This is a genomic window from Actinomyces gerencseriae DSM 6844, from assembly GCF_000429265.1.
GTDB lineage: Bacteria > Actinomycetota > Actinomycetes > Actinomycetales > Actinomycetaceae > Actinomyces > Actinomyces gerencseriae.
Window position 1 is genome coordinate 228268 of sequence record NZ_AUBN01000009.1, and the last position, 25775, is coordinate 254042.

The 25775-nt window shown below is 71.5% G+C and carries 20 protein-coding genes; 13 read left to right on the forward strand and 7 right to left on the reverse strand.

Annotated features, from left to right (window positions below; all coding sequences use genetic code 11):
• The first annotated feature begins 33 nt into the window (after positions 1 to 33).
• The 9 genes from G448_RS15000 to uppS all read left to right on the forward strand — a co-directional run bounded on the left by G448_RS15000 (position 34) and on the right by uppS (position 13479).
• Complete coding sequence (locus G448_RS15000) at positions 34 to 1182, forward strand: PhoH family protein (RefSeq protein WP_051268610.1); 1149 nt, start codon at positions 34 to 36, stop codon at positions 1180 to 1182.
• A 23-nt stretch (positions 1183 to 1205) separates the two neighbouring features.
• Positions 1206 to 1664, forward strand: a complete 459-nt coding sequence (gene ybeY, locus G448_RS0104060; RefSeq protein WP_026406953.1) for an rRNA maturation RNase YbeY — start codon at positions 1206 to 1208, stop codon at positions 1662 to 1664.
• On the forward strand, positions 1661 to 2950 hold the full coding sequence (locus tag G448_RS0104065) for a hemolysin family protein (RefSeq protein WP_026406954.1): 1290 nt from the start codon (positions 1661 to 1663) through the stop codon (positions 2948 to 2950). The genes ybeY and G448_RS0104065 overlap by 4 nt, the downstream gene beginning before the upstream one ends.
• Before the next feature lie 9 nt (positions 2951 to 2959).
• Positions 2960 to 4024 (forward strand): GTPase Era, encoded by a 1065-nt coding sequence (era, locus tag G448_RS0104070; protein ID WP_026406955.1) that lies wholly within the window; start codon positions 2960 to 2962, stop codon positions 4022 to 4024.
• Between the two features lie 3 nt (positions 4025 to 4027).
• Positions 4028 to 5827: an alpha/beta hydrolase family protein gene (locus G448_RS0104075; RefSeq protein ID WP_245572173.1), complete on the forward strand. Its 1800-nt coding sequence runs from the start codon at positions 4028 to 4030 to the stop codon at positions 5825 to 5827.
• Positions 5828 to 6021: 194 nt separating this feature from the next.
• Positions 6022 to 9588 (forward strand): bifunctional proline dehydrogenase/L-glutamate gamma-semialdehyde dehydrogenase, encoded by a 3567-nt coding sequence (locus G448_RS0104080; RefSeq protein WP_026406957.1) that lies wholly within the window; start codon positions 6022 to 6024, stop codon positions 9586 to 9588.
• A 479-nt stretch (positions 9589 to 10067) separates the two neighbouring features.
• On the forward strand, positions 10068 to 11846 hold the full coding sequence (gene leuA / locus G448_RS0104090) for a 2-isopropylmalate synthase (protein WP_026406958.1): 1779 nt from the start codon (positions 10068 to 10070) through the stop codon (positions 11844 to 11846).
• 66 nt (positions 11847 to 11912) lie between these two features.
• Positions 11913 to 12662, forward strand: a complete 750-nt coding sequence (gene recO / locus G448_RS0104095) for a DNA repair protein RecO (protein ID WP_026406959.1) — start codon at positions 11913 to 11915, stop codon at positions 12660 to 12662.
• 1 nt (position 12663) lies between these two features.
• On the forward strand, positions 12664 to 13479 hold the full coding sequence (uppS, locus tag G448_RS0104100; protein WP_026406960.1) for a polyprenyl diphosphate synthase: 816 nt from the start codon (positions 12664 to 12666) through the stop codon (positions 13477 to 13479).
• Between the two features lie 33 nt (positions 13480 to 13512).
• Here uppS and G448_RS0104105 read toward each other — a convergent pair whose 3' ends face one another.
• The 4 genes from G448_RS0104105 to G448_RS0104120 are packed head-to-tail and all read right to left on the reverse strand — an operon-like array spanning position 13513 to position 16880.
• Positions 13513 to 13977 (reverse strand): Fur family transcriptional regulator, encoded by a 465-nt coding sequence (locus G448_RS0104105; protein ID WP_026406961.1) that lies wholly within the window; start codon positions 13975 to 13977, stop codon positions 13513 to 13515.
• Complete coding sequence (locus G448_RS15005; RefSeq protein WP_051268611.1) at positions 13974 to 14951, reverse strand: metal ABC transporter permease; 978 nt, start codon at positions 14949 to 14951, stop codon at positions 13974 to 13976. The genes G448_RS0104105 and G448_RS15005 overlap by 4 nt, the downstream gene beginning before the upstream one ends.
• Positions 14948 to 15826 carry a metal ABC transporter ATP-binding protein gene (locus G448_RS15010; RefSeq protein WP_051268606.1) on the reverse strand — a complete coding sequence of 293 codons (879 nt, stop codon included), beginning with the start codon at positions 15824 to 15826 and terminating at the stop codon, positions 14948 to 14950. The genes G448_RS15005 and G448_RS15010 overlap by 4 nt, the downstream gene beginning before the upstream one ends.
• A gap of 28 nt (positions 15827 to 15854) precedes the next feature.
• Positions 15855 to 16880 (reverse strand): metal ABC transporter substrate-binding protein, encoded by a 1026-nt coding sequence (locus G448_RS0104120; protein ID WP_026406962.1) that lies wholly within the window; start codon positions 16878 to 16880, stop codon positions 15855 to 15857.
• Between the two features lie 206 nt (positions 16881 to 17086).
• On the opposite strand from G448_RS0104120, the gene G448_RS0104125 reads away from it, so the two are divergent.
• Both G448_RS0104125 and G448_RS15015 read left to right on the forward strand, forming a co-directional pair.
• Entirely contained in the window at positions 17087 to 18478 is a 1392-nt protein-coding gene (locus tag G448_RS0104125) for a glycine--tRNA ligase (protein ID WP_026406963.1), read from the forward strand.
• Between the two features lie 121 nt (positions 18479 to 18599).
• The gene (locus tag G448_RS15015; protein WP_034494255.1) at positions 18600 to 19889 is read left to right on the forward strand and encodes a YibE/F family protein; all 1290 of its coding nucleotides are present in this window, start codon (positions 18600 to 18602) and stop codon (positions 19887 to 19889) included.
• A gap of 152 nt (positions 19890 to 20041) precedes the next feature.
• Here the strand turns inward: G448_RS15015 and dusB are convergent, their stop codons facing one another.
• On the reverse strand, positions 20042 to 21325 hold the full coding sequence (gene dusB, locus G448_RS0104135) for a tRNA dihydrouridine synthase DusB (protein ID WP_026406964.1): 1284 nt from the start codon (positions 21323 to 21325) through the stop codon (positions 20042 to 20044).
• A 173-nt stretch (positions 21326 to 21498) separates the two neighbouring features.
• Here dusB and G448_RS0104140 point away from each other — a divergent pair, with 173 nt between their 5' ends.
• On the forward strand, positions 21499 to 22011 hold the full coding sequence (locus tag G448_RS0104140) for a SixA phosphatase family protein (RefSeq protein ID WP_026406965.1): 513 nt from the start codon (positions 21499 to 21501) through the stop codon (positions 22009 to 22011).
• Positions 22012 to 22107: 96 nt separating this feature from the next.
• On the opposite strand, the gene serB is transcribed toward G448_RS0104140, so the two are convergent.
• Together serB and glgC are read right to left on the reverse strand one after the other, a co-directional pair.
• On the reverse strand, positions 22108 to 22803 hold the full coding sequence (gene serB / locus G448_RS0104145; protein ID WP_026406966.1) for a phosphoserine phosphatase SerB: 696 nt from the start codon (positions 22801 to 22803) through the stop codon (positions 22108 to 22110).
• A 118-nt stretch (positions 22804 to 22921) separates the two neighbouring features.
• Positions 22922 to 24166, reverse strand: coding sequence for a glucose-1-phosphate adenylyltransferase (gene glgC, locus G448_RS0104150; RefSeq protein WP_026406967.1), 1245 nt, complete (start codon positions 24164 to 24166; stop codon positions 22922 to 22924).
• A gap of 345 nt (positions 24167 to 24511) precedes the next feature.
• Between glgC and glgA the strand changes: the two genes are divergently transcribed.
• Positions 24512 to 25747 carry a glycogen synthase gene (gene glgA, locus G448_RS0104155; protein ID WP_026406968.1) on the forward strand — a complete coding sequence of 412 codons (1236 nt, stop codon included), beginning with the start codon at positions 24512 to 24514 and terminating at the stop codon, positions 25745 to 25747.
• Positions 25748 to 25775 lie beyond the last annotated feature (28 nt).

The window sequence follows — 25775 nt, forward strand, 5'->3', positions numbered from 1 at the left end:
TGCCGCGCCCTGGCCGGTAGCATGGGTCCCGAGATGACGAATTCGCCCATCACGCCAGCAGCCGCGACCGCTGCGACCCCCTCTCCGACCAATGCCGGCTCCGCTTCCACCGCGGGCTCCGCCGGACCGGCGGACGTCACGCGCACCCTCACCCTGCCGGAGGACATCTCCCCGGTGACGCTCCTCGGCGCCCGCGACGAGGTCCTGCGCGCCGTCGAGGGGGGCTTCCCCGACGTCGACCTCCATGTGCGCGGCACCACCGTCACCATCACCGGTGAGCGGTCCCGCGTCGACGTCGTCGTCCTGCTCCTGTCCGAGCTCATCGACGTCGCCCGCGCCGGCGCGCCGCTGACTCCCGACGCCGTCGAGCGCGCCATCGGCCTGCTGGACGCCTCCGCACGACCCGCCGAGGTCATGACCGACCGCGTCCTGACCGCGCACGGCCGTACCGTCCGCCCCAAGTCGCTCGGCCAGAAGGCCTACACCGACGCGATCGAGACGGCCACCATCACCTTCGGCATCGGGCCGGCCGGCACCGGCAAGACCTATCTGGCCATGGCCAAGGCCGTGGACGCCCTGGCGCGCAAGCGGGTCTCCCGGATCATCCTCACCCGCCCCGCCGTCGAGGCCGGGGAGAACCTCGGGTTCCTGCCCGGGAGCCTGGCCGACAAGGTCGACCCCTACCTGCGGCCCCTCTACGACGCCCTCCACGAGATGCTCGAGCCCGAGGCGCTGCCCCGGCTCATGGCCTCGGGCGCCATTGAGGTCGCACCGCTGGCGTACATGCGCGGGCGCACCCTCAACGACGCGTTCGTCATCCTCGACGAGGCTCAGAACACCAGCCCCGAGCAGATGAAGATGTTCCTCACCCGCCTCGGCTTCGGCTCCAAGATGGTCATCACCGGCGACGTCTCCCAGATCGACCTGCCCGGGGAGCGCTCCTCGGGCCTGCTCGTCGTGCGCGGTATCCTCGACGGCGTGGACGGCATCGCCTTCTGCGAGCTGGGGAGCGCCGATGTCGTGCGGCACCGGCTCGTGGCCCGCATCGTCGACGCCTACTCCCGCTACGAGGCGCAGGAGGCCGCCGCGGAGGCCGCCCGATCCGCGGCCTCGGCCGCCCGCGGGCGCCGTCGCGGCCGTGCGTCCTCAACCACCTCAGAATCCCTCTCAGGAACCGCCTGAGAGCTCCGCGAGAGGAACCGCCCGTGAGTACCGAGGTCGTCAACGAGACCCAGACCGTGATCGACGGCGCTGAGTTCGCGGCGCTGGCCGACCACGTCCTGCGCAACCTGCACGTCAACCCCCTGGCCGAGCTGAACATCCTGTTCGTCGACCCCGAGCCCATGGCCGAGCTGCACATGCGCTGGCTCCAGCTGCCCGGCCCCACCGACGTCATGAGCTTCCCCATGGACGAGCTGCGTCCCGGCACCGCTGAGAACGAGACGCCGGCCGGGACCCTGGGAGACATCGTGCTGTGCCCGCAGGTGGCCGCCGGGCAGGCCATCGAGGCGGGTCACTCCGCCGTCGAGGAGATGCTCCTGCTGACCACCCACGGAATCCTCCATCTCCTGGGCTACGACCACGCCGAGCCGCAGGAGAAGAAGGAGATGTTCGATCTCCAGCGGACCCTGCTGCTGACCTTCCTCGCGGAGCGGGGCCAGTGACGGGCACGCCCGTCGCCCTCCTGGTCGTCCTGGCCGTCATCGTCCTGGCATTCGGCGCCGCGCTGACCGCCGGGGAGGCGGCCCTGACGCGCATGACCCGTGCCGCCGCCGAGGACCTCGTCCAGGACGGGCGGCGCGGCTCGGGCCGGGTCCTGGCCCTGGCCGAGAAGCGCGGGCAGGTGCTCGGCTCGGTCGCCCCCATCCGCGTCGCCGTCAACATGCTCGCCGCCGTCCTGCTGACCCTGGCCGTCGCCGGGGTCCTGAGCCGGTGGTGGCAGGTTCTGGGGGTCGCCGTCGGGCTCAACATCGTCCTGCTCGGCCTGGTCGTCGGCTTCTCGCCGCGCTCGATCGGACGTCGCAACCCCGACGGCACTCTTCTGGTCCTGGCCGGAGCGCTCCTCAACGTCGATTCCCTGGGCGCCCCGTGGCGCTGGGTCGACTCCCACTACGGGCGCTCGGCCGCCCTGACCGACGCCGAGACGCGGGCCGAGGTCACCGAGGACCTGCGCGAGATGATCGACGAGATCGGTGAGGCCGAGACTATCGAGGACGAGGACCGCGAGATGATGCGCAGCGTCGTCGAGCTCGGCCGGACCCTCGTGCGGGAGGTCATGGTGCCCCGCCCCGACATGGTCACCATCGACGCCGGCAAGCCCGCCTCGGCCGCCATGCGCCTGTTCGTGCGCTCCGGCTACTCCCGCGTGCCCGTCGTGGGGGAGGACGCCGACGACGTGCGCGGCATCCTCTACCTCAAGGACGTTCTGCGACGCCTGTCCGACCACCCCGAGCACGAGACCCGCCCCGTGTCCTCCTTCACCCGTGAGGCCGTCTGGATCCCGGAGACCAAGCCCGCCGACGACCTGCTGCGCGAGATGCAGACCGGCCACGTCCACATGGTCCTCGCCGTCGACGAGTACGGGGGCACCGCCGGCCTGGTCACCATGGAGGATCTTTTGGAGGAGGTCGTCGGCGAGCTCACCGACGAGCACGATCACGCCGAGCCCGAGGCCGTCGAGGTCGGACCCGGCACCTACCGGGTCCCCGTCCGCCTGGGGCTCGACGAGCTCGGCGGACTGTTCGGCCTGGAGATCGACGATGACGACGTCGACACCGCCGGTGGCCTGCTCACCAAGGCCATCGGCCGTGTTCCCCTGCCCGGTGCGCACGGCAGCGCCCAGGGAGTCGAGCTGACCGCCGAGGAGGCCGTCGGCAGGCGCCGTCAGGTCGCCACCCTCATCGCCAGACGCGCCCCCGATCCCGATCCCGCCGACACCGAGGAGCAGTGAGGAGCCCCCATGACCGACACGCCCCCCCGTTCTCCGAGCCCTCCGGGAGACGCCGGGCCCGGGGACGCCCCCGACGTCGTCGCGGCCCCCGGCGGCGAGGACCCCGGTTCCGAGCCGCCCGCCTCGGCGCGTGTCGAGATCATCGTGCCCGAGGTCCCCGAGGGCTTCCGCGCGGGCTTCGCCTGCCTGGTCGGGCGCCCCAACGCCGGCAAGTCGACCCTGACCAACGCCCTGGTGGGCGCCAAGGTCGCCATCACCTCCGGGCGCCCCCAGACCACCCGTCACAACGTGCGCGGCGTCGTCCACCGAGCCGACTCCCAGCTCGTGCTGGTCGATACCCCCGGCCTGCACCGTCCCAGAACCCTGCTCGGCAAGCGCCTGAACGACCTGGTGCGCGAGACCCTCGCAGACGTCGATGTCGTCGCCTTCTGCATTCCGGCCAACGAGAGGATCGGTCCCGGCGACCGCTTCATCGCCCGCGACCTGGCCGAGACGCGCACGCCCGTCGTCGCCGTCGTCACCAAGACCGACACCGTCTCCAAGGAGGCGCTGGCCGCCCAGCTCCTGGCCGTCGATCGGCTCGGCGAATGGGCCGACATCGTCCCGGTCTCGGCCAGGCGCGACCAGCAGGTCGATGTTCTGGCCGATGTCCTCGTCTCGCATCTGCCGCCCTGTCCGCCGCTGTATCCCGCTGACGAGATCACCGACGAGCCGCAGGCCGTCATGATCGGCGAGCTCGTCCGCGAGGCCGCCCTGGAGGGCGTGCGCGACGAGCTGCCCCACTCCCTGGCCGTCGTCGTCGACGAGATCCTCGACCCGGGCACGGACACCACCGGTTCGCGCGTCAAGGGCGCGGGAGGCCGCCTGCAGGTGCGTGTGAGTCTCGTCGTCGAGCGCGACTCCCAGAAGGGCATCATGATCGGCAGGGGGGGATCGCGCCTCAAGGAGATCGGCATCACGGCGCGCGAGGGCATCGAGAAGCTGGTGGGAAGGAAGGTCTACCTCGATCTGCACGTGCGGACGGCCAAGGACTGGCAGTCCGACCCCAGGGCCCTGGCCAGACTGGGATTCTGACCCGTGCTCTCCCGTCCTCGGCCCAAGGGGGAGCCCGCCCACGTGACCGCCGTCCAGCTGCGGTCGGGCTGGTTCTGGATACGAGCCTTTCCGCGGCGCTCGATCATGCTCGTGCGCGGCCTGTGGCGCACGGAGCGGCGCCGCACCGTTCTGACCCTCCTCGCGGTGCTGGGCGGCGTGATCGCCCTGGCCGTCCTGGGCGCGGGCGGCCGGACGATCTGGGAGATCCTGGTGACCCTGGGCCTGGGGGCTCTGGTCGTGGCGGTCTCGGCTGACCACCGCACGGTGGGGTCGGTCGTCGTGGCCGTGCTGAGCCTGAGCCTCATCGGGACTCTCGCAGGCCCCCGCTGGACTCCCGAGCCCGTTGCCGCCCCGCTGGTCCCGGCCACCGCCGACACGACCATCGGCGGTGACGCGCCCACGGCCGCGGTGGGCACCTACCGCGTCGAGGCCGCGACGGTGTCCATCACCCAGGCCGACGGGGAGCAGGTCCCCGCCCTTCTGCGACGCCCCGTCGGCGCGGACGGCCCCACACCCGGCGTGGTCTTCCTCCACGGCGCGGGCACCCATGGCGTCGATGGCTTCTCCGACCAGGCGGAGGCGCTGTCCTCCGCGGGCGCCGCGACCCTCGTGCCCGCCAAGCCCATGGAGGACTACTCCCTGACCTCCCGCGACTACCGGGCCATGGCCGCCGACTACCGGTGCAGCGTGGACTACCTCATCACCCTCGACGGCGTGGACCCGGAGCGGGTCGGCCTCTACGCGGAGTCCGAGGGCGCCATCCCCGGGGCCGTGCTGACCGCCGACGACGAGCGCGTCGCCTTCCTCATCATGGCCAGCGCCCCCGTCGTGCGACTGCGCGAGCAGATGGCGCTGGCCATGGACTCCTACATGCGCAACGTCGGCGTGCCCGAGCCCATGCTCACCCTCATCCCGCGCGTCCTGGGATCCGCCGAGATCCCCGGCGGCGGCTTCCAGTACGCCGACTTCGACTCCGTGCCCTATCTCAGGAGGATCACCGTCCCCGTCCTCATGCTCTACGGCACCGCGGACGCCTCCATGCCCCTCGTCCAGGGGCCGATGACGGTGCGGGAGGCGGTGCGCCAGTCCGGCGACGACGCCCTGACCGTGCGCTACTACGAGGGCGCCAACCACGGGCTCAGGCTCGGCGCCTCCACCGACGGCGACCTCGCCCCCGGCGTCGCCCGCGATCTCGCCCGCTGGGTGGTCGGCCTTCCCGGCACCGCCGATGCCGCTCCGCACGTCGCCGGCGCCACCCCGACTCAGGCGTACTGGGCGCGGACCCCCGATCCGACTCGCTGGTACGCCTCGGGCGATCTCATGCTCGCCGCCTTCATCCTGGGCTTCGGGCTGCTCGCCCTGGGCGGCGTCGTGTGGGGCGTCGGACAGGCGCCGCGGCTGCGCGGCCGCCGCGGCATCCACCTGCCCGACCCGATCGGGCGCTGGACCGCCTCCCTCGTCCTGAGCGTCGTGGCGGCCTGGGTGCTGTACCTCGCCTACATCCTGGGCGTCGTCTCCCTGGCGACCAGCTATCGCACCAACCACCTGTTCTCCTATGGCGGCTGGGTGCTCGTTCAGATGGTCGCCCTGAGCACCGTCGTCCTGGGCGTCAAGCTCACCCAGCGCGCCTGGCTCATGCGCGGGCACGTGCGTCACGGCCGCGAGGAGGGCGGCCGCTGGCTCACCGGGCCGGCCGCCTGCGTCCTCGGCTCCGCCCTGAGCGGCACGGCGGTTCTTCTGGCGGCCCTGGCCTACTGGGGGCTCTTCCCGATCCTGTACTGATAAAGACTGTTAGGGACTGATGCCGACCCGCTCCTGACCTGCTCCTGAATCCGTCCCGCCCGTTTCGGGCGGCCCGCGCCGGGGCGGAGCTCCAGGCGGCGCAGCAGGGCGCCCGGCCGAGACTGCCGGCTCACGGAGGCGGTGGGATAAGGCACACTTGGAGATGTTCCGTACCCGAGCCAGGAGTACTGCACATGTCAACCACCGTCGATCACCCCCTTCCCGACGACACCGGACGCCGTTGCCCCGAGGAGCTGTGGGACCTCGGCGGCAAGGCGACTGCACGCGCGCTCCGCTGGGCCGACGAGTCGGCATCCCAGCCCGTTCCCCGCAGTGCGCGACTTCTGGCGCGCATCCTGTCGGATCCGGAGGGACTGGGCTTCACCACGCGCTTCGTCGACAATGTCGTGCGGCCCGCCGATCTCGATGTCGCCAGTCGGGCCCTGGCGCGCCTGTCCGCCGAGCGCACCGACTTCCTGCCGCGCTCCCTGGGCGCCGCCATGGGCCTGGGGAGCAGGGCCGCCCGCCTGGCTCCGCATGCGGTGACCACCATGGCACGTCGCGTCTTCCGCGAGATCGTCGGCGATCTCGTCGTCGATGCCACCGACCGCAGCCTCGGTCCCGCCCTGGCCCGTCTGCGCGCCGGCGGAGACCGCCTCAACGTCAACCTCCTGGGCGAGGCCGTCCTGGGGGACAAGGAGGCCTCCCGGCGCCTGGCCGAGGTCTCCCGCCTCGTGACCCGCGAGGACGTGGACTACGTCTCCGTCAAGGTCTCGGCCGTCACCGGCCCGCACAACCCCTGGGGCTTCGACGAGGTCGTCGCCCACGGCGTGGAGGTGCTGTCGCCCCTGTACCGCCTGGCCCGCGACCACGGCACCTTCATCAACCTCGACATGGAGGACTACAAGGATCTCGACCTGACCATCGCGGTGTTCACCGCCATCCTCGATCAGGAGGACCTGGCCGCCTACGAGGCCGGTATCGTGCTGCAGGCCTACCTGCCCGATTCTCCGGCCGCCATGGAGCGCCTCCAGGCCTGGGCGGCCGCCCGGGCGGATGCCGGCGGGGCGCGCATCAAGGTGCGCGTGGTCAAGGGCGCCAACCTGTCCATGGAGCGGGTCGATGCCGCCCTCCACGGCTGGGAGCCGGCCACCTGGCCGACCAAGCGGGCCACGGATACGAACTACAAGCGACTCCTCGCTCTGGCCATGAGCCCCGAGCGCACCCGCGCCGTCCGTCTGGGAGTGGCGGGGCAGAACCTGTTCGATATCGCTTTCGCCCATGAGCTGCGGATGGCCCGCGGCGTGGTGGACGACGTCGAGTTCGAGATGCTCGCGGGCATGGCCCCGGGCCTGCAGGAGGTCGTGCGCCGCGACATCGGCCACCTGCTGCTGTACGTGCCGGTGGTCGATCCGGCCGAGTTCGACGTCGCCATCTCCTACCTCGTGCGTCGCCTGGAGGAGAACGCCGCCCCCGAGAACTTCATGTCGGGCGTCTTCGACCTGGCGGCCGACGAGACCGTCCTCGCGCGCGAGGAGAATCGCTTCCTGGAGTCGCTGGCGGACCTCGACCCCGACGCCCCCGCGCCGGCCCCCAATCGGATTCAGAACCGCTTCGCCGAGCGCGAGGCCGGTCCCCCCGACGCCACCGCGTCGGCCGAGCGCGCCCGGCGCCCCTTCGCCTCGACCCCCGACTCCGATCCCTCCCTGGCCGCCAACCGTCGCTGGGCCCGCGATATCGCCGCCGCGGTCCCCACCTCCGTGCGGGGGATCGCCCAGGTCGAGGCGAGCGCGGTCCGCATGGTCGGGGCCGAGGGGGTCGACGCGGTCGTCAACGCCGCCGCAGCCGCCGCCGCGACGTGGCGGCGCCGCGATCCCGTGGAGCGGGCCGCCGCCCTGAACCGGGTCGGGGACATCCTGGCCGCCCGCCGCGGTGAGCTCATCGAGGTCGCCGCCTCGGAGACCGGCAAGACCATCGATCAGTCCGACCCCGAGGTCAGCGAGGCCATCGACTTCTGTCGCCACTACGCCGAGACCTCTCTGCGCCTGCACGACCCGGCGCACATGGCCGGCGCCCGTTTCGTGCCGGTGGACCTGACGGTGGTGGCCTCGCCGTGGAACTTCCCGCTGGCGATCCCCACCGGAGGCGTGGCGGCGGCGCTGGCCGCGGGCAGCGCCGTCATCCTCAAGCCGGCGCCGCCGGCCAAGCGCTGCGCCGCCGAGCTGGTGCGGGCCTTCCACGACGCCGGCCTGCCCGAGGACCTCGTGGTCCTCGCCCCGCTGGACGACGGCGAGGTCTCCCGTCACCTCGTGACTCACGAGCGGGTGGACCGGGTCCTGCTCACCGGCTCCTACGACACCGCCAGGCTCTTCCGGTCCTGGAAGCCGGACATGCGTCTGCTGGGGGAGACCAGCGGCAAGAACGCCGTCATCGTCACGCCCTCGGCGGATCCGGACCTCGCCGTGCGTGACGTGGTCGCCTCCGCCTTCGCCCACGCGGGGCAGAAGTGCTCGGCGGGCTCGCTGCTCATCCTGGTGGGCTCGGCCGGCGACTCGGAGCGCATCGCCCGCCAGCTGGTGGACGCCACCGCCTCACTGCGGGTGCGCGGCCCCGAGCACCTGGACTCCCAGCTCGGCCCCGTCGTCGTGCCCGACGACGAGAAGGCCCTGCGGGGCCTGACCGTCCTGGGGGCCGGCGAGCACTGGGTCCTGACTCCGCGGGATCTGGGCGATGGCCTGTGGCGGCCGGGCATCCGCGTGGGCGTCGTCCCCGGCAGCGAATTCCACCTCACCGAGTACTTCGCCCCGGTGCTGGGCGTCATGCGGGTGGGGACTCTTCAGGAGGCGATCGACGCGGTCAACGCCGTCGATTACGGCCTGACCTCGGGCCTGCACACCCTCGACGCCGAGGAGCTCGCCATCTGGCTGGAGGCGGTCGAGGCCGGGAACCTCTACGTCAACCGGGGCATCACCGGCGCGATCGTGCGCCGTCAGCCCTTCGGGGGCTGGAAGCGCTCGGCGATCGGCTCGACGACCAAGGCCGGCGGACCGTCCTACCTGCTCGGACTGGGCGAGGTCGTGCCGGCCGCCGACCGGGACCACGAGGCCGTCTACGAGGGGCACCACGACTTGGCGACCACCCTGGACGAGCGCGTATCCGCGCTCTACGACGCCGTGCGCACGCACCTGGATCGTCGCGACATGAGCGAGCTGCGCCGCGCGCTCGTGGCCGATGCCGAGGCCTGGGAGACCGAGTACGGGGTGGGCCGGGACGTCACGGGGCTGGCCTGCGAGCGCAATGTGCTGCGCTATCGGCCCACGCCCGTGGTCGTGCGGGCCGCCGGCGGTACTCATCCCGCCGACCTGGTGCGTGTCGTGGCGGCGGGAGTGCGCACGGGGGCCTACGTGAGCCTGTCCGTGGCCGACGAGCCCCCGGTCGAGCTGGCGGGCGCGCTGGCTGGAGCCGGTGTCGATGTGGACGTCGAGGCGCCGGGCGTGTGGAGCGCGAGGCTGGCGGACCTGGCGGCGGCCGAGGTGCTCGGACTGCGCGTGCGCATCCTGGGGCCGCGGGAGGAGACCGCCGACACCCGATGGCGCGAGGCGAGCCGCCTGACGAAGGGCAGCCCCGACGTCGCCCTGTACACGGGGCCGGTGACGACCTGCCCGCACACCGAGATGCTGCCCTTCCTGCACGAGCAGGCGGTGGCCATCACCAACCACCGTTTCGGCACCCCCCTCGACCTGGCCGCCGGGCTGCTGTGAGCGGCCGGCGAGGGGGCTCCGCCGATCTCCCATGAGGGGTCGCACATCGGCGCCCCGGGGCGGGCGCCCCGACCAGTACGTGGACGGCGTCAGCCGGATCGCCTGGATCCGGTGGGGGAGCCCGTCCGCGGGAGGGAGGAGGCCCCCGTCCCGATGAGGACGAGGGAATAACCGCATCATGGTGCTCTTCCTCGTCATGACGGGAGGACATGCCATGCGCGAGTGGCTCGGCGGCTGTCTCACACTGCGGTCCCACGCGGCCGCGTCACCTGACGACGGATCGTCATCGGAGTAGGGTCGGGCCCGTGCGAGCGACTCCACGGCCTCAGGTCTGGCACCAGGCGAGCCTCCTGCTTAGTCGCCGCGGCGGGGCCCGATAGGCCGGCACCCCGACCGCGGCTCATTCGTGTTGCCAGCCGACGGGAGTCGCGTCCATCCTGCGGCTCCCGAGCAGAGCGCTCATCCCGAGGAGAAGAACCATGCGCACCGCTCGTCCCGCCCCCCAGCAGCCCTCCGGAATGCCCTTCGGCAAGTACGTCCCCTTCCTCGACACGGTCGATACCGACCTGCCCGATCGCACCTGGCCCACCAGGCGCATCACCCGCGCCCCCCGCTGGCTGAGCACGGACCTGCGCGACGGCAACCAGAGCCTCATCGAGCCCATGGATCCGGTCGCCAAGCGCGCGATCTTCGATCTGCTGGTGCGCATGGGCTTCAAGGAGATCGAGGTCGGCTTCCCCGCCGCCTCCCAGACCGACTACGACTTCGTTCGCTCGCTGGTGGACGATGACGCCATCCCCGATGACGTCACCATCTCGGTGCTCACCCAGTCGCGCGGCGACCTCATCGATCGCACGCTGGACGCCTGCGTCGGCATGCCGCGCGCCACCGTCCATCTCTACAACGCCCTGTCCCCGCTGTTCCGCGAGATCGTCTTCCGCATGGGCCGCGACGACATCCGCGAGCTCGCCGTCGACGGCACCCGCCAGGTCATCGCGCGGGCCGAGAAGGTCCTCGACGACGACACGCTCTTCGGCTTCGAGTACTCCCCGGAGATCTTCGTCGACACCGAGCGGGAGTACTCCCTGGAGGTCTGCGAGGCCGTCATGGGCGTGTGGCAGCCCGAGGACGACCGGGAGATCATCCTCAACCTGCCGGCCACCGTCGAGCGCGCCACGCCCAACGTCTACGCCGACCAGATCGAGTGGATGAGCCGCAACCTCTCCCACCGCGAGAGCGTGTGCCTGTCCCTGCACAACCACAACGACCGCGGCTCGGGCGTGGCCGCCGCCGAGCTCGGACTGCTGGCCGGCGCCGACCGCGTCGAGGGCTGCCTGTTCGGCCACGGCGAGCGCACCGGCAATGTCGACCTGATCACCCTGGCCCTCAATCTCTTCAGCCAGGGCGTGGACCCCATGCTCGACATCACCGACATCGACGAGATCCGTCGCACGGTCGAGCACTCCACCCGGATGAACGTGCCGCCCCGCACCCCCTACGTCGGCGAGCTCGTCTACACCTCCTTCTCGGGCTCCCACCAGGACGCCATCAAGAAGGGATTCATCTCCCGGGCCGAGCAGGTGAGGGCCAGGAGGGCCGAGGGCCTGGACGCGGAGGCCGCCGAGGGCGCGGTCGCCTGGACCATGCCCTACCTGCCCATCGACCCCCACGACGTGGGCCGTTCCTACGAGGCGGTCGTGCGCGTCAACTCCCAGTCCGGCAAGGGGGGCGTCGCCTACCTGCTCAAGCACGCCCACAACCTCGACCTGCCGCGTCGCCTCCAGATCGAGTTCTCCCGCATCATCCAGCGCCACGCCGACGCCCACGGCGGGGAGGTGGACGCCCGGAGCATGTGGTCCATCTTCGCCGACGAGTACCTGCCGGCGGCCGCCGCGCCCGACGCCGGCCTGCCGGCCTGGGGGCGTTTCGCGCTCAAGGGCGCCACGCTGACGGCGACCGGCGAGGGCGAGGCGATCCTGACCGTGACGATCGCCGACGGGGCGGAGCGCAGGCTTCTGACCGCCTCCGGCAACGGCCCTCTCGACGCCTTCGTCGCGGCCCTGGAGCAGACCGGTGTGCGCGTGCGCATCCTCGACTACGCGGAGCACGCGCTCAGCGAGGGGCGCGACGCGAGGGCCGCCTCCTACGTCGAGTGCGAGGTGAACGGGCAGGTCCTGTGGGGCGTGGGCATCGACCCGTCGATCACCACCTCCTCCTTCAAGGCCGTCATCTCCGCGGTCAACCGCGCACTGCGCTGACGGGCGCTGCCTGATAGGCATGTGGCAGGCACTGGCAGGCGTGATCGAGATGCGGGACGGGACGTGATGGCGAGCAGGCTCTACCGCGACGAGGCCGTCGTCCTGCGCACCTACAGGCTGGGGGAGGCCGACCGCATCATCGTCATGCTCACCCGCTCCAACGGACAGGTGCGCGCTGTCGCCAAGGGAGTGCGGCGCACGACCTCGCGCTTCGGCGCGCGCCTGGAGCCCTTCTCCATGGTCGACGTCCAGCTGCACCGCGGGCGCAGCCTGGACGTGGTCGCCCAGGTCGAGACTCTCCATCCCTTCGCGCGCGCCATCGCGGGCGACTACGCCGTGTTCACCTGCGCCTCCACCATGGTCGAGACGGCGGAGCGGCTCACGCAGGACGACGGCGACCTGGGCACCTCCGACTCCCCCCAGCAGTACCTCCTGCTCTACGGGGCCCTGTCCGCCCTCGCCCGCCGGCGCCATGCGTCGGGGCTCGTGCTGGACTCCTACCTCCTGCGCGCCCTGGCGCTGGCCGGGTGGGCGCCGTCGTGCTACGACTGCGCCCGCTGCGGCGCGCCCGGGCCGCACGCGGCCTTTCACATCCAGGCGGGCGGGGCGGTGTGCGCCGTCTGCCGGCCCGGGGGCGCCGTCGACGTCCCCTCCGGGGCCATGGTGCTCCTCGGCGCCCTGCTGAGCGGCGACTGGCCTGTGGCCGATGCCGCTGTCGAACGGGAGCGCGCCCAGACCTCCGGGATCGTGTCGGCATACGTGACCTGGCATCTGGAGCGCCGTCTGCGCTCCCTCTCCTTCGTCGAAAGGGCCTGATGTGACCGATCAGCTCCCCGCCGCCCCGGACGGCTCCCTCGCCGACGGCCGCGTCGCCCTGCACCGGCCGGGCCTCACTCCGCCGGACCTGCCGGCCCAGCTGATCCCCGCTCATGTCGCCTGCGTCATGGACGGCAATGGCCGCTGGGCCAATGCCCGCGGACTGGCCCGCACCGAGGGGCACCGCGTGGGGGAGGCGACCATGATGGACGTCATCGCCGGAGCGGTCGAGATCGGGATCAAGGAGCTGAGCGTCTACGCCTTCTCCACCGAGAACTGGCGGCGCTCTCCGGCCGAGGTCCGCTTCCTCATGGGATTCACCCGTCAGGTGCTGCGCGCCCAGACCGACGATCTGCTCGAGTGGGGCGTGCGCGTCAACTGGGTCGGGCGCGAGCCGCGCCTGTGGAAGTCGGTTCTGTCGGAGGTGCGCCGCTCCGAACGGATCACCGCGGGCAACGAGACCCTCGTGCTCAACATGTGTCTGAACTACGGGGGGAGGGCCGAGATCGCCGATGCCGCTCGCGCCGTCGCCGAGGAGGTGGCGGCCGGCCGTCTCAAGGCCTCCGCTGTCGGCGAGCGGACCATCCGGCGCTATCTCTACTCGCCCGCCATGCGCGACGTCGACCTGCTGATCCGCACCGGTGGGGAGCAGCGCACGAGCAACTTCCTCATGTGGGAGTCGGCCTACGCCGAGCTGTACTTCTCCGCCCTGCCCTGGCCGGAGTTCGATCGCACGCAGTTATGGCGCGCGTGCCGGGCCTACGCCGATCGGGATCGCCGCTTCGGCGGCGCCGTCGACCACGTCGCGCGCGACTGACTCGCGGGTCCGCGGCACCGGCCGGCGTCGCGGTCAGCCCCTCCGCTCGTCCTGCGGACCCCGCTCGGCGTCGGTCCTGCTGGAGCACTGCGAGCACAGCCCGAAGAACTCCGCCGTGTGCTCCATCTGGGTGAATCCGTGTGTGGCGGAGACGGATGCGATCCAGGCCTCCAGCTCGCCCCCGCTGACCTCGACCGTGTGCCCGCAGGAGCGGCACACGATGTGGTGGTGGTGCTCGGGCCTATGGCAGCAGCGGTAGAGCGTCTCCCCCTCCGCGTTGCGCACCTGGTCGACCTCACCGGCCTCGGCCATGGCGGTCAGGTTCCGGTAGACCGTGGCCAGACCCACTTTGGTGCCCTCGGCCTCCAGCGCGGCATGGATCTGCTGGGCGGAGCGGAACTCCTCCGTGCGCTGGAGGATGTCGGTCACCGCGGCGCGCTGCCAGGTCGCCCGGGGGCGCGTCGAGGTGGATCCTGCGGTGCTGCGAGTCATTGTCATGGCTGTGTCTCCTGAGCCGGTGCCTCGATCGGCGGGGTGGTCTCTGCTCCAGTCGGTTCCTGTACCGCAGCGGGTGCGCCGTCCGGTCGGGGAGCACGACGCGTGCGAAGAGAGCGCGCCACCAGGCGGGCCAGGGCCGCCGCTACCGCGACGACAGCGTACAGGCCGACGAGGATCACGACGATCATGGCGCCCGAGGACACCGACACCACGTAGGTGATCAGCAGGCCCGTCACGCAGACGATGACGCCGATCCCCATTGACAGCCGCATTGTCACGACGAAGGAGCGGGACAGCAGCTGAGCGGTGGCGACCGGGACGATCATGACCGCGGAGACCAGCAGCGTTCCCACCACCCGCATGGACACCGAGACGGTCAGGGCGGCGACCACGGCGATGATCACGTTGAGCGCGCCGGTGGGCAGGCCGATGGAGCGGGCGAACTCCTCGTCGTGGCACAGGGCGAACAGGGGGCCGCGCAGCCCGAGGCCCACCAGCAGGACGGCGGCCGCCAGGACGATGGTGAACCAGGCGTCGGATACGGAGACCGTGGCGATCGACCCGAAGAGGTAGCTCGTGAGGTTGGTCGTCGTGCCGCCCGCGACCTTGATGAGAATGACGCCGCCGGCGATGCCGCCGTAGAACAGGATGGCCAGGGCGACGTCTCCGCGAGTCCGCCCGTAGGAGCGGATCACCTCGATGAGGACGGCGCCGACGACGCTGACGACGATCGCGCCGGGAACCGCCCAGGCGTCGTGCGGGGAGGCATTGGCCGCCGCGCCGGCGATCCATCCCAGGGCCACGCCGGTCAGCGCGATATGCCCGATGCCGTCGCCCAGGAGGGCGAGTCCGCGCTGGACGAGGTAGGTGCCGATGACGGGGGCCGACAGGCCCACGAGGACGGCGACGATGAGCGCGCGCTGCATGAGCGGGCTCGCGAGCATCTCGCTGTACGTGGTGACGAGACCGGTCATGAGCATGGGCGCCCCCCGTGGCATGCGGCTCCCGGGGACGAGGGGGCGAGGTCGTGGGCGGGGCCGTCCGCGGAGATCCGGCCCTCCACCAGGACGACGGCGCGCTCGACGACGTCGCTCAGCTCTCCCATCTCGTGGAGCACGGTGATGAGCGTGAGGCCCCGATCGTGCAGGGAGGCGAGGATCTCGGCGAGGGCCTGCCGCGAGGCGCGGTCGATGCCGGCCAGCGGCTCATCGAGGATCAGCAGCTCCGGATCCCGAACGAGGGCGCGGGCGATGAGGACGCGTTGGGCCTGGCCCCCGGAGAAGATCTGGACGTGGTCGCGGGCGCGGTGCGCTAGCCCGACGGCCTCCAGGGCCGCCATCGCCCTCGTGCGGGCGCGCCGGCCTCGGTCGGCGAAGGGGCGGCGCGGGTCGAGCAGGCCGGAGCGCACGACTTCGAGGGCGGTCGCGGGCACGCCCGATGCGGCTCCGACCCGCTGGGGCACGTAGCCGATTCGGCTCCAGGGCACGTGGGACCGGTGCCTGACGTCGTGGCCGAACAGGTGCACGCCGCCCGCGTCGACCGGGTGGAGTCCGAGGATCGTCCTGACCAGGGTCGACTTGCCCGAGCCGTTCGCGCCCAGGAGCGCCATCGACTCGCCTCCGGACACGGTCAGGTCGATGCCGGAGAGGATGACGGCCGAGCCGAGCACGACCGACAGGTCGGTCACGACGACGGGCGGCACCGCATCGGAACCCGCCGGACCGGTGGGACCGAGGGCGGAGGCCCCGGGAGCTGCTGCGTCCGGGTGCCCGCACGACGTCGTCCGGGACCGCCCGGACGAGGTCGTGCGCTCGCGCCCGCGAGAGGCGGGGGAGAATGCGGACGTCATGCGCTGCTCGTCATCGCGAGGCGCCGCGTCACTGGCAGGCCAGCGCCGTGCGCAGCTCGTCGAGGTTCTTGGACATCGTGCCGGCGTAGTCGCTCTCCTCCGGAGCGGACTCGATCGGACTGAGGACGGCAGTGGTGGCGCCGGTCTCGCCGGCGACCGCCTCGGCGGTCTCCGGGGAGACGAGCTCCTCGGTGAAGATCGTGGTGGCGCCCGTGTCCTCGACGGCCTTCTTGGCGGCGGCGATCTCTGCGGCGCTCGGGCTGGACTCGGGGTCGATGCCCGAGATGGAGACCTGGGTCAGTCCGTAGCGATCGGCGAGGTAGCCGAAGGCGGAGTGGGAGGTGATGAAGGTCTTGCGCTCGCACTGGGCGAGGCCGCCCTTGTAGGAGGAGTCCAGTCCGTCGAGGGTGGAGGTGAGGGAGTCGAGGTTGGCCTTGTAGTCATCGGCGTGATCGGGGTCCGCGGCGGCCAGGGCCTCCTCGATGGCGGTGGCGGCGGACGTCATGCGGACCGGGTCGAGCCAGAAGTGGGGGTCGAGCGAGTCGGCGTCATGATCGTGGTCATGGGTCGCGTCATGGCTCCCGTCGGGATCCTCCGCGGCCTGCTCCTTCTCCGCGGACCCGGCCTCGTCATCGTCCGAGTGCTCCTCCTCGACGCCCTCGTGGTGCTTGAGATCGACCTTGTCGGCCAGATCGACCACCGTGGGGCCGCTGACCTGGGTGACCGCCTTGTCGAGCGAGGGCTGGAAGCCCGCGACGTAGGCGATGAGGGAGGCGTTGTTGAGGGAGTTGACGGTTTCGAGGGGGATGTCGTAGTCGTGCGGCTCCTGGCCGGCGGGCGTGACGCTGGTGACGTTGACGTGGTCGCCGCCGATGGCCTCGGTGAGGTACTGGATCGGGTAGAAGGACACCGCCACCGAGAGGGCGCCCTCGGCGCCTCCCGAGGCCTTGGAACCGGAGGAGTCCGAGGACAGGGCCGAGCAGGCGGTCAGGGACAGCCCCAGTGCGGCGGCTGCGGCGGCGGACAGGATGCGACGGACGACGGGAACGTTCATGGGCGCCATTGTCGAAGTGATAACGATTATCGTCAAACCGCGCACGCATCGTGAGTTCCGATTGTGACGCGTCAGACGTCACGGCGCCCGCGGCCGACGCGACCACCGCTCGGCCGGGGAGCGGGCGGGCGTACCCGTAGGATGACCGTGTTCCTTCGTTCCCACCGACCAGGTGCGGACGTACGACGACACCAGGAGACACAACGGTGGCACAGACCCCCTCCGCGCTCGAGCGCGTCATCAACCTGGCCAAGCGGCGTGGTTTCGTCTTCCCCTGCGGGGAGATCTACGGCGGGACCCGCTCGGCCTGGGACTACGGCCCGCTCGGCGTCGAGCTCAAGGAGAACATCAAACGCCAGTGGTGGCAGTACATGGTCCGCTCCCGCGACGACGTCGTCGGCCTGGACTCCTCGGTCATCCTGCCGCGCGAGGCATGGGTGGCCTCCGGGCACGTGAGCGCGTTCACCGACCCGCTCGTGGAGTCCCTCCACACCCACAGGCGCTACCGTGCCGACCAGCTCATCGAGGAGTACGCCGCGCGCAAGGGTCTGGACCCCGAGTCCGTCGACCTCGCCGACGTGCCGGATCCGGTCACCGGTCAGCCGGGCTCGTGGACCGAGCCGCGGGCCTTCTCCGGCCTGCTCAAGACCTATCTCGGCCCCGTCGACGACGAGGCCGGCCTGCACTACCTGCGACCCGAGACCGCTCAGGGCATCTTCATCAACTTCGTCAATGTCATGAGCGCGGCCCGCAAGAAGCCGCCCTTCGGCATCGGCCAGGTCGGCAAGTCCTTCCGCAACGAGATCACCCCGGGCAACTTCATCTTCCGCACCCGCGAGTTCGAGCAGATGGAGATGGAGTTCTTCTGCGAGCCGGGCACCGACGAGGAGTGGCACCAGTACTGGATCGACCACCGCAGGGCCTGGTACGTGGATCTGGGCATCGATCCGCGGAACATCAGGCTCTACGAGCACCCGAAGGAGAAGCTCTCCCACTACTCCAAGCGCACCGTCGACCTGGAGTACCGCTTCGGATTCGCCGGTTCGGAGTGGGGCGAGCTCGAGGGGGTCGCCAACCGCACCGATTTCGACCTGTCCACCCATGCCGAGCACTCGGGCAAGGACCTGTCCTACTTCGACCAGACCAGGAATGAGCGGTGGGTGCCCTACGTGATCGAGCCCGCAGCGGGTCTGACCCGTTCCCTCATGGCCTTCCTCGTGGAGGCCTACTCCGAGGACGAGGCCCCCAACACCAAGGGCGGGGTGGACACCCGCGTCGTGCTCAGGCTCGATCCGCGTCTCGCTCCCGTCAAGGCGGCCGTGCTGCCGCTGAGCCGCAAGGAGGAGCTGGTCGGCCCCGCTCGTGAGCTGGCGGCGCGCCTGCGCCGGAGCTGGAACGTCGACTACGACGCCACCGGCGCCGTCGGGCGGCGCTACCGCCGCCAGGACGAGGTGGGAACCCCATTCTGCGTCACCTACGACTTCGACTCGCCGGAGGACGGGGCCGTCACAGTGCGCGAACGCGACACCATGACACAGGAGCGCATTCCGCTCGAAGGCGTCGAGCGCTACCTGGCCGAGCGCCTCATCGGCTGCTGATGCCGCGCCCGGCCATGCCGCTCCGACGGCGTGACCGGGCCGCGGCCCCTGCCCCGACTTGCTCACCGATTCGTTGTGCCCTCGTTTCCGCGCTGCCCGCGGTTCGGGCCATCATGGACCCATGACGAGCGAGGAGACCCCCGTGCCCGCGTCCCCGACCCGGGGCCGCCATTCCCATTCCCACTCCCATGCGCATGCCCACGGCGAGGTGGCCGTGCCCGTCCATGAGCGGCGGCGCACGCGGATCGTGCTGGCGGCGATCGTCATTCCCATTGTGATCGCCACGCTCATCGGCCTAGTGGTGCTGTGGCCCGGGAAGAGCTCCCTGGTCGGTTCCCAGTCCTTCGGCGCCGAGGGGACCAGCCTGGAGACCGCCACGATCACGTCCATGTCGGTGGACGACTGCGATGAGACGAATCGCGCGTTGGGCGAGGCCTCCACCGGCGGCCTGCTCACCGACGCGGTGTGCGCCCGCATCAACTCCGGCAAGGGGAAGGACCTCATCGTGCCGGTCCACCTGCCCGCCGAGTCCATGAGCGCCGCCGGTGTCGGCGATGAACTGCGTGTGATGTACACACCGGCCGCGGTGACCTCGGGCACGCCCTACGTCTTCGTCGACTATCAGCGCCAGGTTCCCGTGCTGGCGCTGTCGATCGTCTACCTCGTGCTGGTCGTGGCGGTGGCCGGTCGCAAGGGCATCCTCAGCGTCCTGGGCCTGGTCCTGGCGACGGCGGTGCTCATGTTCTTCATGATCCCGGCCCTGCTGGACCTCGCCTCGCCCATGTGGGTGACGCTGGTGGGCGCCAGCGCCATGATGCTGCTGGCGGTCTACATCGCCCACGGCGTCTCGGTGCGCACGACCACGGCCCTGCTGGGCACGATCGTGGGTGTGGTCATCACCGTCCTGCTGTCGCTGTGGGGGGTCGGGGCGGCCAACCTCACGGGGGCGAACGAGGAGTCCGCGCTGACGCTGGCCGCCAACGTGCCGGGCCTGAGCCTGCGGGCGCTGCTGACCTGCGGCATGGTCATCGCCGGTCTCGGCGTGCTCAATGATGTCACCATCACCCAGGCCTCGTCGGTGTGGGAGCTGCACGCCGCCAACCCGTCGCTCAGCCGGGTGCGGCTGTTCATCGGGGGCATGCGCATCGGGCGCGACCACATCGCCTCGACCGTCTACACGCTGGCATTCGCCTACGCCGGGACCGCGCTTCCCCTCATCCTCGCGGCCTCGCTCATCGACCGGGCCGTCGTCGACACGCTGATGTCCGGGGAGATCGCCGAGGAGATCATCCGCACACTGGTGTCCTCCATCGGGCTGGTGCTGGCGATCCCGGCGACCACGGCGGTCGCCGCGCTCCTGTGCCGCACTACCCCGGTTCCCCCGTCCGATCCCTCCTCGCGGGACCAGTAGACGCCCGCGTCGGGCCGGTTCGCCTCCGCTTCGAGGCGCCCGGCGCCCCGGGCCGGACCCGCTCCGGGGGCGCGCGCGACGCTCGGCCCCGCGGTCCGTTCCGGGGCTCGTGCCGCGTCCGTGGACGGCAGACGCCGGGCGGCGTCCCCGTCTCAGCCCCCGGAGACGTCGGACTCGGCGTCGAGCAGGAGCGCTCGCTGCTCCTCGGTGAGGAACGGGGAGTCCAGCCAGCCGTCGGGCAGGCGGGGGCGCTTGGGCGTGCCGGCGCGACCGCGGGGCCCCTCGATCGTCCCGCCCGGGTAGGGCACGTCCTCGGGCAGCCGGGAGCGCATGGCCGTCAGCGCCTCGTGCAGATCCGGCAGCGTGCTCACGTGCATGAGCGCGTCGCGCGCCCGTCCGCCCACGGGATAGCCCTTGAGGTACCAGCCCACGTGCTTGCGCAGGTCCCGCACCCCCCGGTCCTCGCCCATCTCGGCGGTCAGCAGCCGCCCGTGCTCCTCGATGACGGCGATGACGGCGTCCAGGTCGGGACGCGTGCGGGCCGCCGACCCGTGGAGGGCCGCCACGATGTCCGCGAAGAGCCACGGCCGTCCCTGGCAGCCGCGCCCCACCACGACGCCGTCGCATCCGGTGCGGCGCATCATCCGCAGTGCGTCGTCCCCGGTCCAGATGTCCCCGTTGCCGAGGACCGGCAGGCTGGTCGCCTCCTTGAGCCGGGCGATCGCCTCCCACCTCGCACGGCCCGCGTAGTGCTGGCGGGCCGTGCGGCCGTGCAGGGCGATCGCCGCGACGCCGGCGTCCTCGGCGGCATGCGCGACGTCCAGGTAGGTCTCATGGTCCTCGTCGATGCCGATGCGGGTCTTGACCGTCACCGGCACGGCGCGCTCGCGGCGAGCCGCCCGCACGGCCCGCTCGCAGGCGCGCACGGTCTCCCGCAGAATCGCGGCCAGCAGGTCCTTCTTCCACGGCAGCGCCGCTCCTCCGCCCTTGCGCGTCACCTTGGGGGCCGGGCAGCCGAAGTTGAGGTCGATGTGATCGGCCAGGTCCTCCTCGACCAGGATGCGCGCCGCTGCTCCCGCGATCGACGGGTCCACCCCGTAGAGCTGGATGGAGCGCACCCGTTCGTCGGGGTCGGAGCGCACCATGGCCAGGGTCTTCTCATTGCGCTCCACCAGGGCGCGCGTCGTCACCATCTCGCTGACGTACAGGCCCGCGGGCGCGATCAGGTCGCCGCTCCCGGTCGGTGCCGGGCCGGTCCACGGGGGGCGGAGGCCCGCGGGCAGCGCCGACTCGCCCGCCAGGCGGCACAAGCGCCGGAAGGACGCATTCGTCACCCCCGCCATCGGCGCGAGCTCAACGGGCGTGGTGACCTCGATCGGCCCGATCCGCAGGGGCGCGGCGCCTGCCCGCTCCCGGCGGGGCGGTGCGGAGGGCATGGGGGAGGGCGTGGAGGCGGCGGGGGTCCGGAAGGTCACCGGGCCATGCTGGCACATGCCGGCGACCGGCCGGGCCCGTCCCGTTTCGGCGCACGAACGCCAATCGCTTCGTGGGGCGCGGGGCACATCGGCCCACGTCGCACGCCTCCCCGGGCATGCCGTAGGGTTGCCACGTGACGACTGAGAAGTTCGGGAAGACCCTGGTCCTGGTCCGCCACTCCAAGGCGGGCCATGACGCTCCCACCGATCTCGAGCGCCCGTTGACCTCCAAGGGCCGCACCCTGGCGGATAAGCTCGCCCGCTCGCTGAGCAGACGGATCGGCCGCCTCGACCTTCTGCTCGTCTCTCCCGCGGAGCGCGCCCGGCAGACCGCGCTCCCCGTTCAGGACCGTCTTGAACCCGCCGAGATCCGTGTCGAGCCCGAGATCTACCACAACGGTGCCCTGAAGATCCTCGACCTGCTGACCCCCCTGCCCGAGGCCACGGGCGCGGTGGTGCTCGTCGGCCATGAGCCCACGGTCTCGATCCTCGCCCACATGCTCCACGATGCCGACGACGACCTGGCGGCCCAGGTCTCGTTCGGGGTGCCCACGGCCACGGCGCTGATGCTCACGGTTCCGGGTCCCTGGTCGGAGCTCTCCCCTCAGGGGGCCCACCTCACCGAGATCGTCACCGCACCGCGCTGAGAGGCTCCGTTCGCGGTCCATCCGGAGCAACGTCGAGCGGACGCGGAGCAGGTCGGGGCTCGGGACAGGATCGGAAGCGGCGGATCCGGGGCGGGTTCAGAGCAGGTCGAGCACGGCCGTCAGGTCCCGCACGTGCACGGCGGCGTCCGCCCGCTCGACCACGATCGGCTTGGCGCAGAAGGCCACCCCCAGACCGGCCGCGGTGATCATGCCCAGGTCGTTGGCGCCGTCCCCGACCGCCACCGTGCGCTCCATCGGCACGCCGTCGCCCTCGGCCCAGGTGCGCAGGCGGCGAACCTTCTCCTCCCGGTCCACGACCCGGCCCAGTACCCGTCCCGTGAGCACCCCGCCGGACACCTCCAGGCGATTGGCCGCCGCGTGGTCGATTCCCAGGCGACGGGCCATGGGCGCCACCACCTCCTCGAAACCGCCCGAGACGACTCCCACCCGGCAGCCGCGCGCGTGCAGCGAGTCGATGAGGTCCCGCGCCCCCGGGGTCAGCCGCACCTCGTCCCGCACCTGTGTCAGAACCCTTCGCGGCACCCCGGCCAGGGCGGCCACGCGTTCGCGCAGAGACGCGGCGAAGTCGAGCTCGCCGCGCATCGCCCGAGCGGTGACCTCGGCGACCTGCTCCCGGGCGCCGGCGTGCTCGGCCAGGAGCTCGATGACCTCCTGGTCGATGAGCGTGGAGTCCACGTCCATGACCAGCAGGCCGGGACCGAGATCGGCGAGGGCGCCCGTGGCCCCGGCGCCCGAGGTCCGCGGGCCGCGGGCGGCCGGCTCGTCAGTCATGCGCCGATGCTAACCGGGACGCGGGTCGGAGGACGCGCCGCCGCCCCGGGGACATCTGGATCCCCGGGGCGGCGGCGCGTGCTCAGCGCGTGCCCGGTGCGGGCTCAGCCGTGACCTGTCAGCGGGAGACCCTCTGCCCCTTGGCCACGACGGTGATCCCGGAGTCGGTCACGGTGAAGCCGCGCTCGCGGTCGTGCTCGGCGTCGATCCCGACCATGGCGCCCTCCTCGACGACGACGTACTTGTCGAGGATGGCGCGGTTGACGACGGTGTTGCGACCGACGTTGACGCCGTCCATGAGGACCGACTCGCGCACCGAGGACCAGGAGTTCACCCGGACCTCGGGGGAGAGCACCGAGGAGATGACCTCGCCGCCGGACACGATGACCCCGGGGGAGACGATCGAATCGACCGCGTGGCCGAGGCGCTCGTGGTGCCCGTAGACGAACTTGGCCGGCGGCATCGAGTTCATGTAGCCGGCGAACAGGGGCCAGCGCGAGTTGTAGAGGTTGAACACCGGCGTGACCGAGATCAGGTCCTGGTGGGCCTCGTAGAACGCGTCCACCGTTCCCACGTCGCGCCAGTAGTCGCGGTCCCGCTCGGTGGCGCCGGGAACGTCGTTGTCCTTGAAGTCGTAGACCCCGGCCGAGCCCTGGTTCACGAACCAGGGGACGATATTGCCGCCCATGTCGTGCTTGGAGGACTCGTCGGCGGCGTCGACCGTCACGGCCTGCGAGAGGGCGTCGGCGTCCATGATGTAGTTGCCCATGGAGGCCAGGATCTCGTCGGGGGAGTCGGGCAGTCCGGGAGTGTCCTTGGGCTTCTCCACGAAGGCCTTGATCCGGCCGCGATCGTCGGGGTCGGTCTCGATGACGCCGAACTGGTCCGCCAGGGAGCGCGGCTGGCGGATGCCGGCGACGGTGCACGGCAGGCCCGAGGCGATGTGGTGGTCCAGCATCTGGGAGAAGTCCATGCGGTAGATGTTGTCCGCACCGGTGATGACGACGTAGTCGGGCCGCTCGTCGTCGAGCAGGTTGAGCGATTGGTAGATGGCGTCGGCGGATCCCAGGAACCAGTGCTTGCCCACGCGCTGCTGGGCGGGAACCGGGGCGATGTAGTTGCCCAGCATGTCCGACATGCGCCAGGTCTTGGAGATGTGACGGTCCAGGGAATGCGACTTGTACTGGGTCAGGACCACGGACTTGAGGAAGCCCGAGTTGATCATGTTCGACAACGAGAAGTCGATGAGCCGATAGATTCCGCCGAAAGGCACGGCTGGTTTGGCGCGGTCGACCGTCAGGGGCATCAGGCGCTTGCCTTCGCCACCGGCGAGAATGATTGCGAGGACACGAGGGGAAGCCATGGGGCCACCCTACGTGACCCGAGCCACCTTGTGGGCCGATTCGCGACGCATTCCTTCCCGCGGGGAACGGGCCGCCGGTCGGGCGCCGGTGCGTCGGCGGTCGTTCAGCGCTCCGGCAGCGGCCCGTCGGCGGGCCGCGGAGGGGGTGGAGGACCCGCGACGAGCGGCGGACCGGCGCGCACGGGCCTGGTGCGCGCGGGCATTCGGGCGGTGCAAACCTCCCCGCCGCCGGTCCGGAGCCGGTACCGTCGGGCGTGGGGCGGCTCACGTTCCACGAGCCCGTCCCGCTCTGGACCAGCCACCTGATCACCAACGCGCGGGGGCGCGAGCGAGGAGACGCAACCCATGAGGGTCGACCTGCTGACCAAGGAATACCCACCCTTCATCTACGGCGGGGCCGGAGTCCACGTCAACGAACTGGCCAAGGTGCTCCGCCCGCTGGCCGACGTGCGCGTGCACGCCTTCGGGGGGCCGCGCGAGCCGGGAACCGAGGGCGCCGATCCGGGCGTGACCGGCTACCCGGAGGTCGCCGAGCTCGACGGCGCCAACCCCGCGCTGCGCACCTTCGGCGTGGACCTCGAGATGATTCCCGGCGTCGAGGGCGCCGACATCGTCCACTCCCACACCTGGTACGCCAATCTCGCCGGCCACCTGTCGGGGCTGCTCCACGGCATTCCGCACGTCCTGTCCGCCCACTCCCTGGAGCCCATGCGCCCGTGGAAGGCCGAACAGCTCGGCGGAGGCTACGCCCTGTCGTCATGGGCTGAGCGCCAGGCCTACGAGGGGGCGACCGCCGTCGTCGCCGTGTCCCGCGGCATGCGCGAGGACATCCTGCGCTCCTACCCGCAGGTCGCCCCCGAGCGCGTCAAGGTCGTTCACAACGGCATCGACCTGGACGCCTGGGCCCGGCCGACCGACGCCGACTGGGAGTCGGACAGCCAGGAGGTCCTGGAGCGCTACGGCATCGACACCTCCAGGCCCACAGTGGTCTTCGTCGGGCGCATCACCCGGCAGAAGGGCCTGCCCCACCTGCTGCGCGCCGTCGAGCGCCTTCCCGCCGAGGTCCAGGTCGTCCTGTGCGCCGGCGCCCCCGACACCGCCGAGATCAAGGCGGAGGTCGACTCGCTCGTGTCCGGCCTCCAGGCCGAGCGGACCGGGGTCATCCTCATCGAGGAGATGCTCCCGCACCGCGACCTCCAGGCCGTCCTGGGCGCCTCCGACGTCTTCGTGTGCCCCTCGGTCTACGAGCCCCTGGGCATCGTCAACCTCGAGGCCATGGCCATGGGGCTTCCCGTGGTCGGCTCGGCCACCGGCGGTATCCCCGACGTCATCGTCGATGGCGAGACCGGCCTGCTGGTGCCGATCGAGCAGGTGCAGGACGGCACCGGCACGCCGATCGACCCGGATCGCTTCGTCGCCGACCTCGCCGAGCGGCTCACCGCCCTGGCCACCGACGAGGCTCGTGCCGAGGAGATGGGCATCGCGTCGCGCAAGCGGGTCGAGGAGCACTTCTCCTGGACTGCGATCGCCGAGCGGACCATGGAGGTCTACCAATGGGCGCTGGAGCACCCGTTGGGTTGAGCCCGCGCCGCACCACCCGCGACCTCGG

Bases quoted from the DNA above. Each gene is read 5' to 3' on its own strand.
- G448_RS15000 (WP_051268610.1), top strand. From the start codon at position 34: ATGACGAATTCGCCCATCACGCCAGCAGCCGCGACCGCTGCGACCCCC.
- era (WP_026406955.1), top strand. From the start codon at position 2,960: ATGACCGACACGCCCCCCCGTTCTCCGAGCCCTCCGGGAGACGCCGGG.
- G448_RS0104080 (WP_026406957.1), top strand. From the start codon at position 6,022: ATGTCAACCACCGTCGATCACCCCCTTCCCGACGACACCGGACGCCGT.
- leuA (WP_026406958.1), top strand. From the start codon at position 10,068: ATGCGCACCGCTCGTCCCGCCCCCCAGCAGCCCTCCGGAATGCCCTTC.
- recO (WP_026406959.1), top strand. From the start codon at position 11,913: ATGGCGAGCAGGCTCTACCGCGACGAGGCCGTCGTCCTGCGCACCTAC.
- G448_RS0104105 (WP_026406961.1), bottom strand. From the start codon at position 13,977: ATGACAATGACTCGCAGCACCGCAGGATCCACCTCGACGCGCCCCCGG.
- G448_RS15005 (WP_051268611.1), bottom strand. From the start codon at position 14,951: ATGACCGGTCTCGTCACCACGTACAGCGAGATGCTCGCGAGCCCGCTC.
- G448_RS15010 (WP_051268606.1), bottom strand. From the start codon at position 15,826: ATGACGTCCGCATTCTCCCCCGCCTCTCGCGGGCGCGAGCGCACGACC.
- G448_RS0104120 (WP_026406962.1), bottom strand. From the start codon at position 16,880: ATGAACGTTCCCGTCGTCCGTCGCATCCTGTCCGCCGCCGCAGCCGCC.
- G448_RS15015 (WP_034494255.1), top strand. From the start codon at position 18,600: ATGACGAGCGAGGAGACCCCCGTGCCCGCGTCCCCGACCCGGGGCCGC.
- dusB (WP_026406964.1), bottom strand. From the start codon at position 21,325: ATGCCCTCCGCACCGCCCCGCCGGGAGCGGGCAGGCGCCGCGCCCCTG.
- serB (WP_026406966.1), bottom strand. From the start codon at position 22,803: ATGACTGACGAGCCGGCCGCCCGCGGCCCGCGGACCTCGGGCGCCGGG.
- glgC (WP_026406967.1), bottom strand. From the start codon at position 24,166: ATGGCTTCCCCTCGTGTCCTCGCAATCATTCTCGCCGGTGGCGAAGGC.
- glgA (WP_026406968.1), top strand. From the start codon at position 24,512: ATGAGGGTCGACCTGCTGACCAAGGAATACCCACCCTTCATCTACGGC.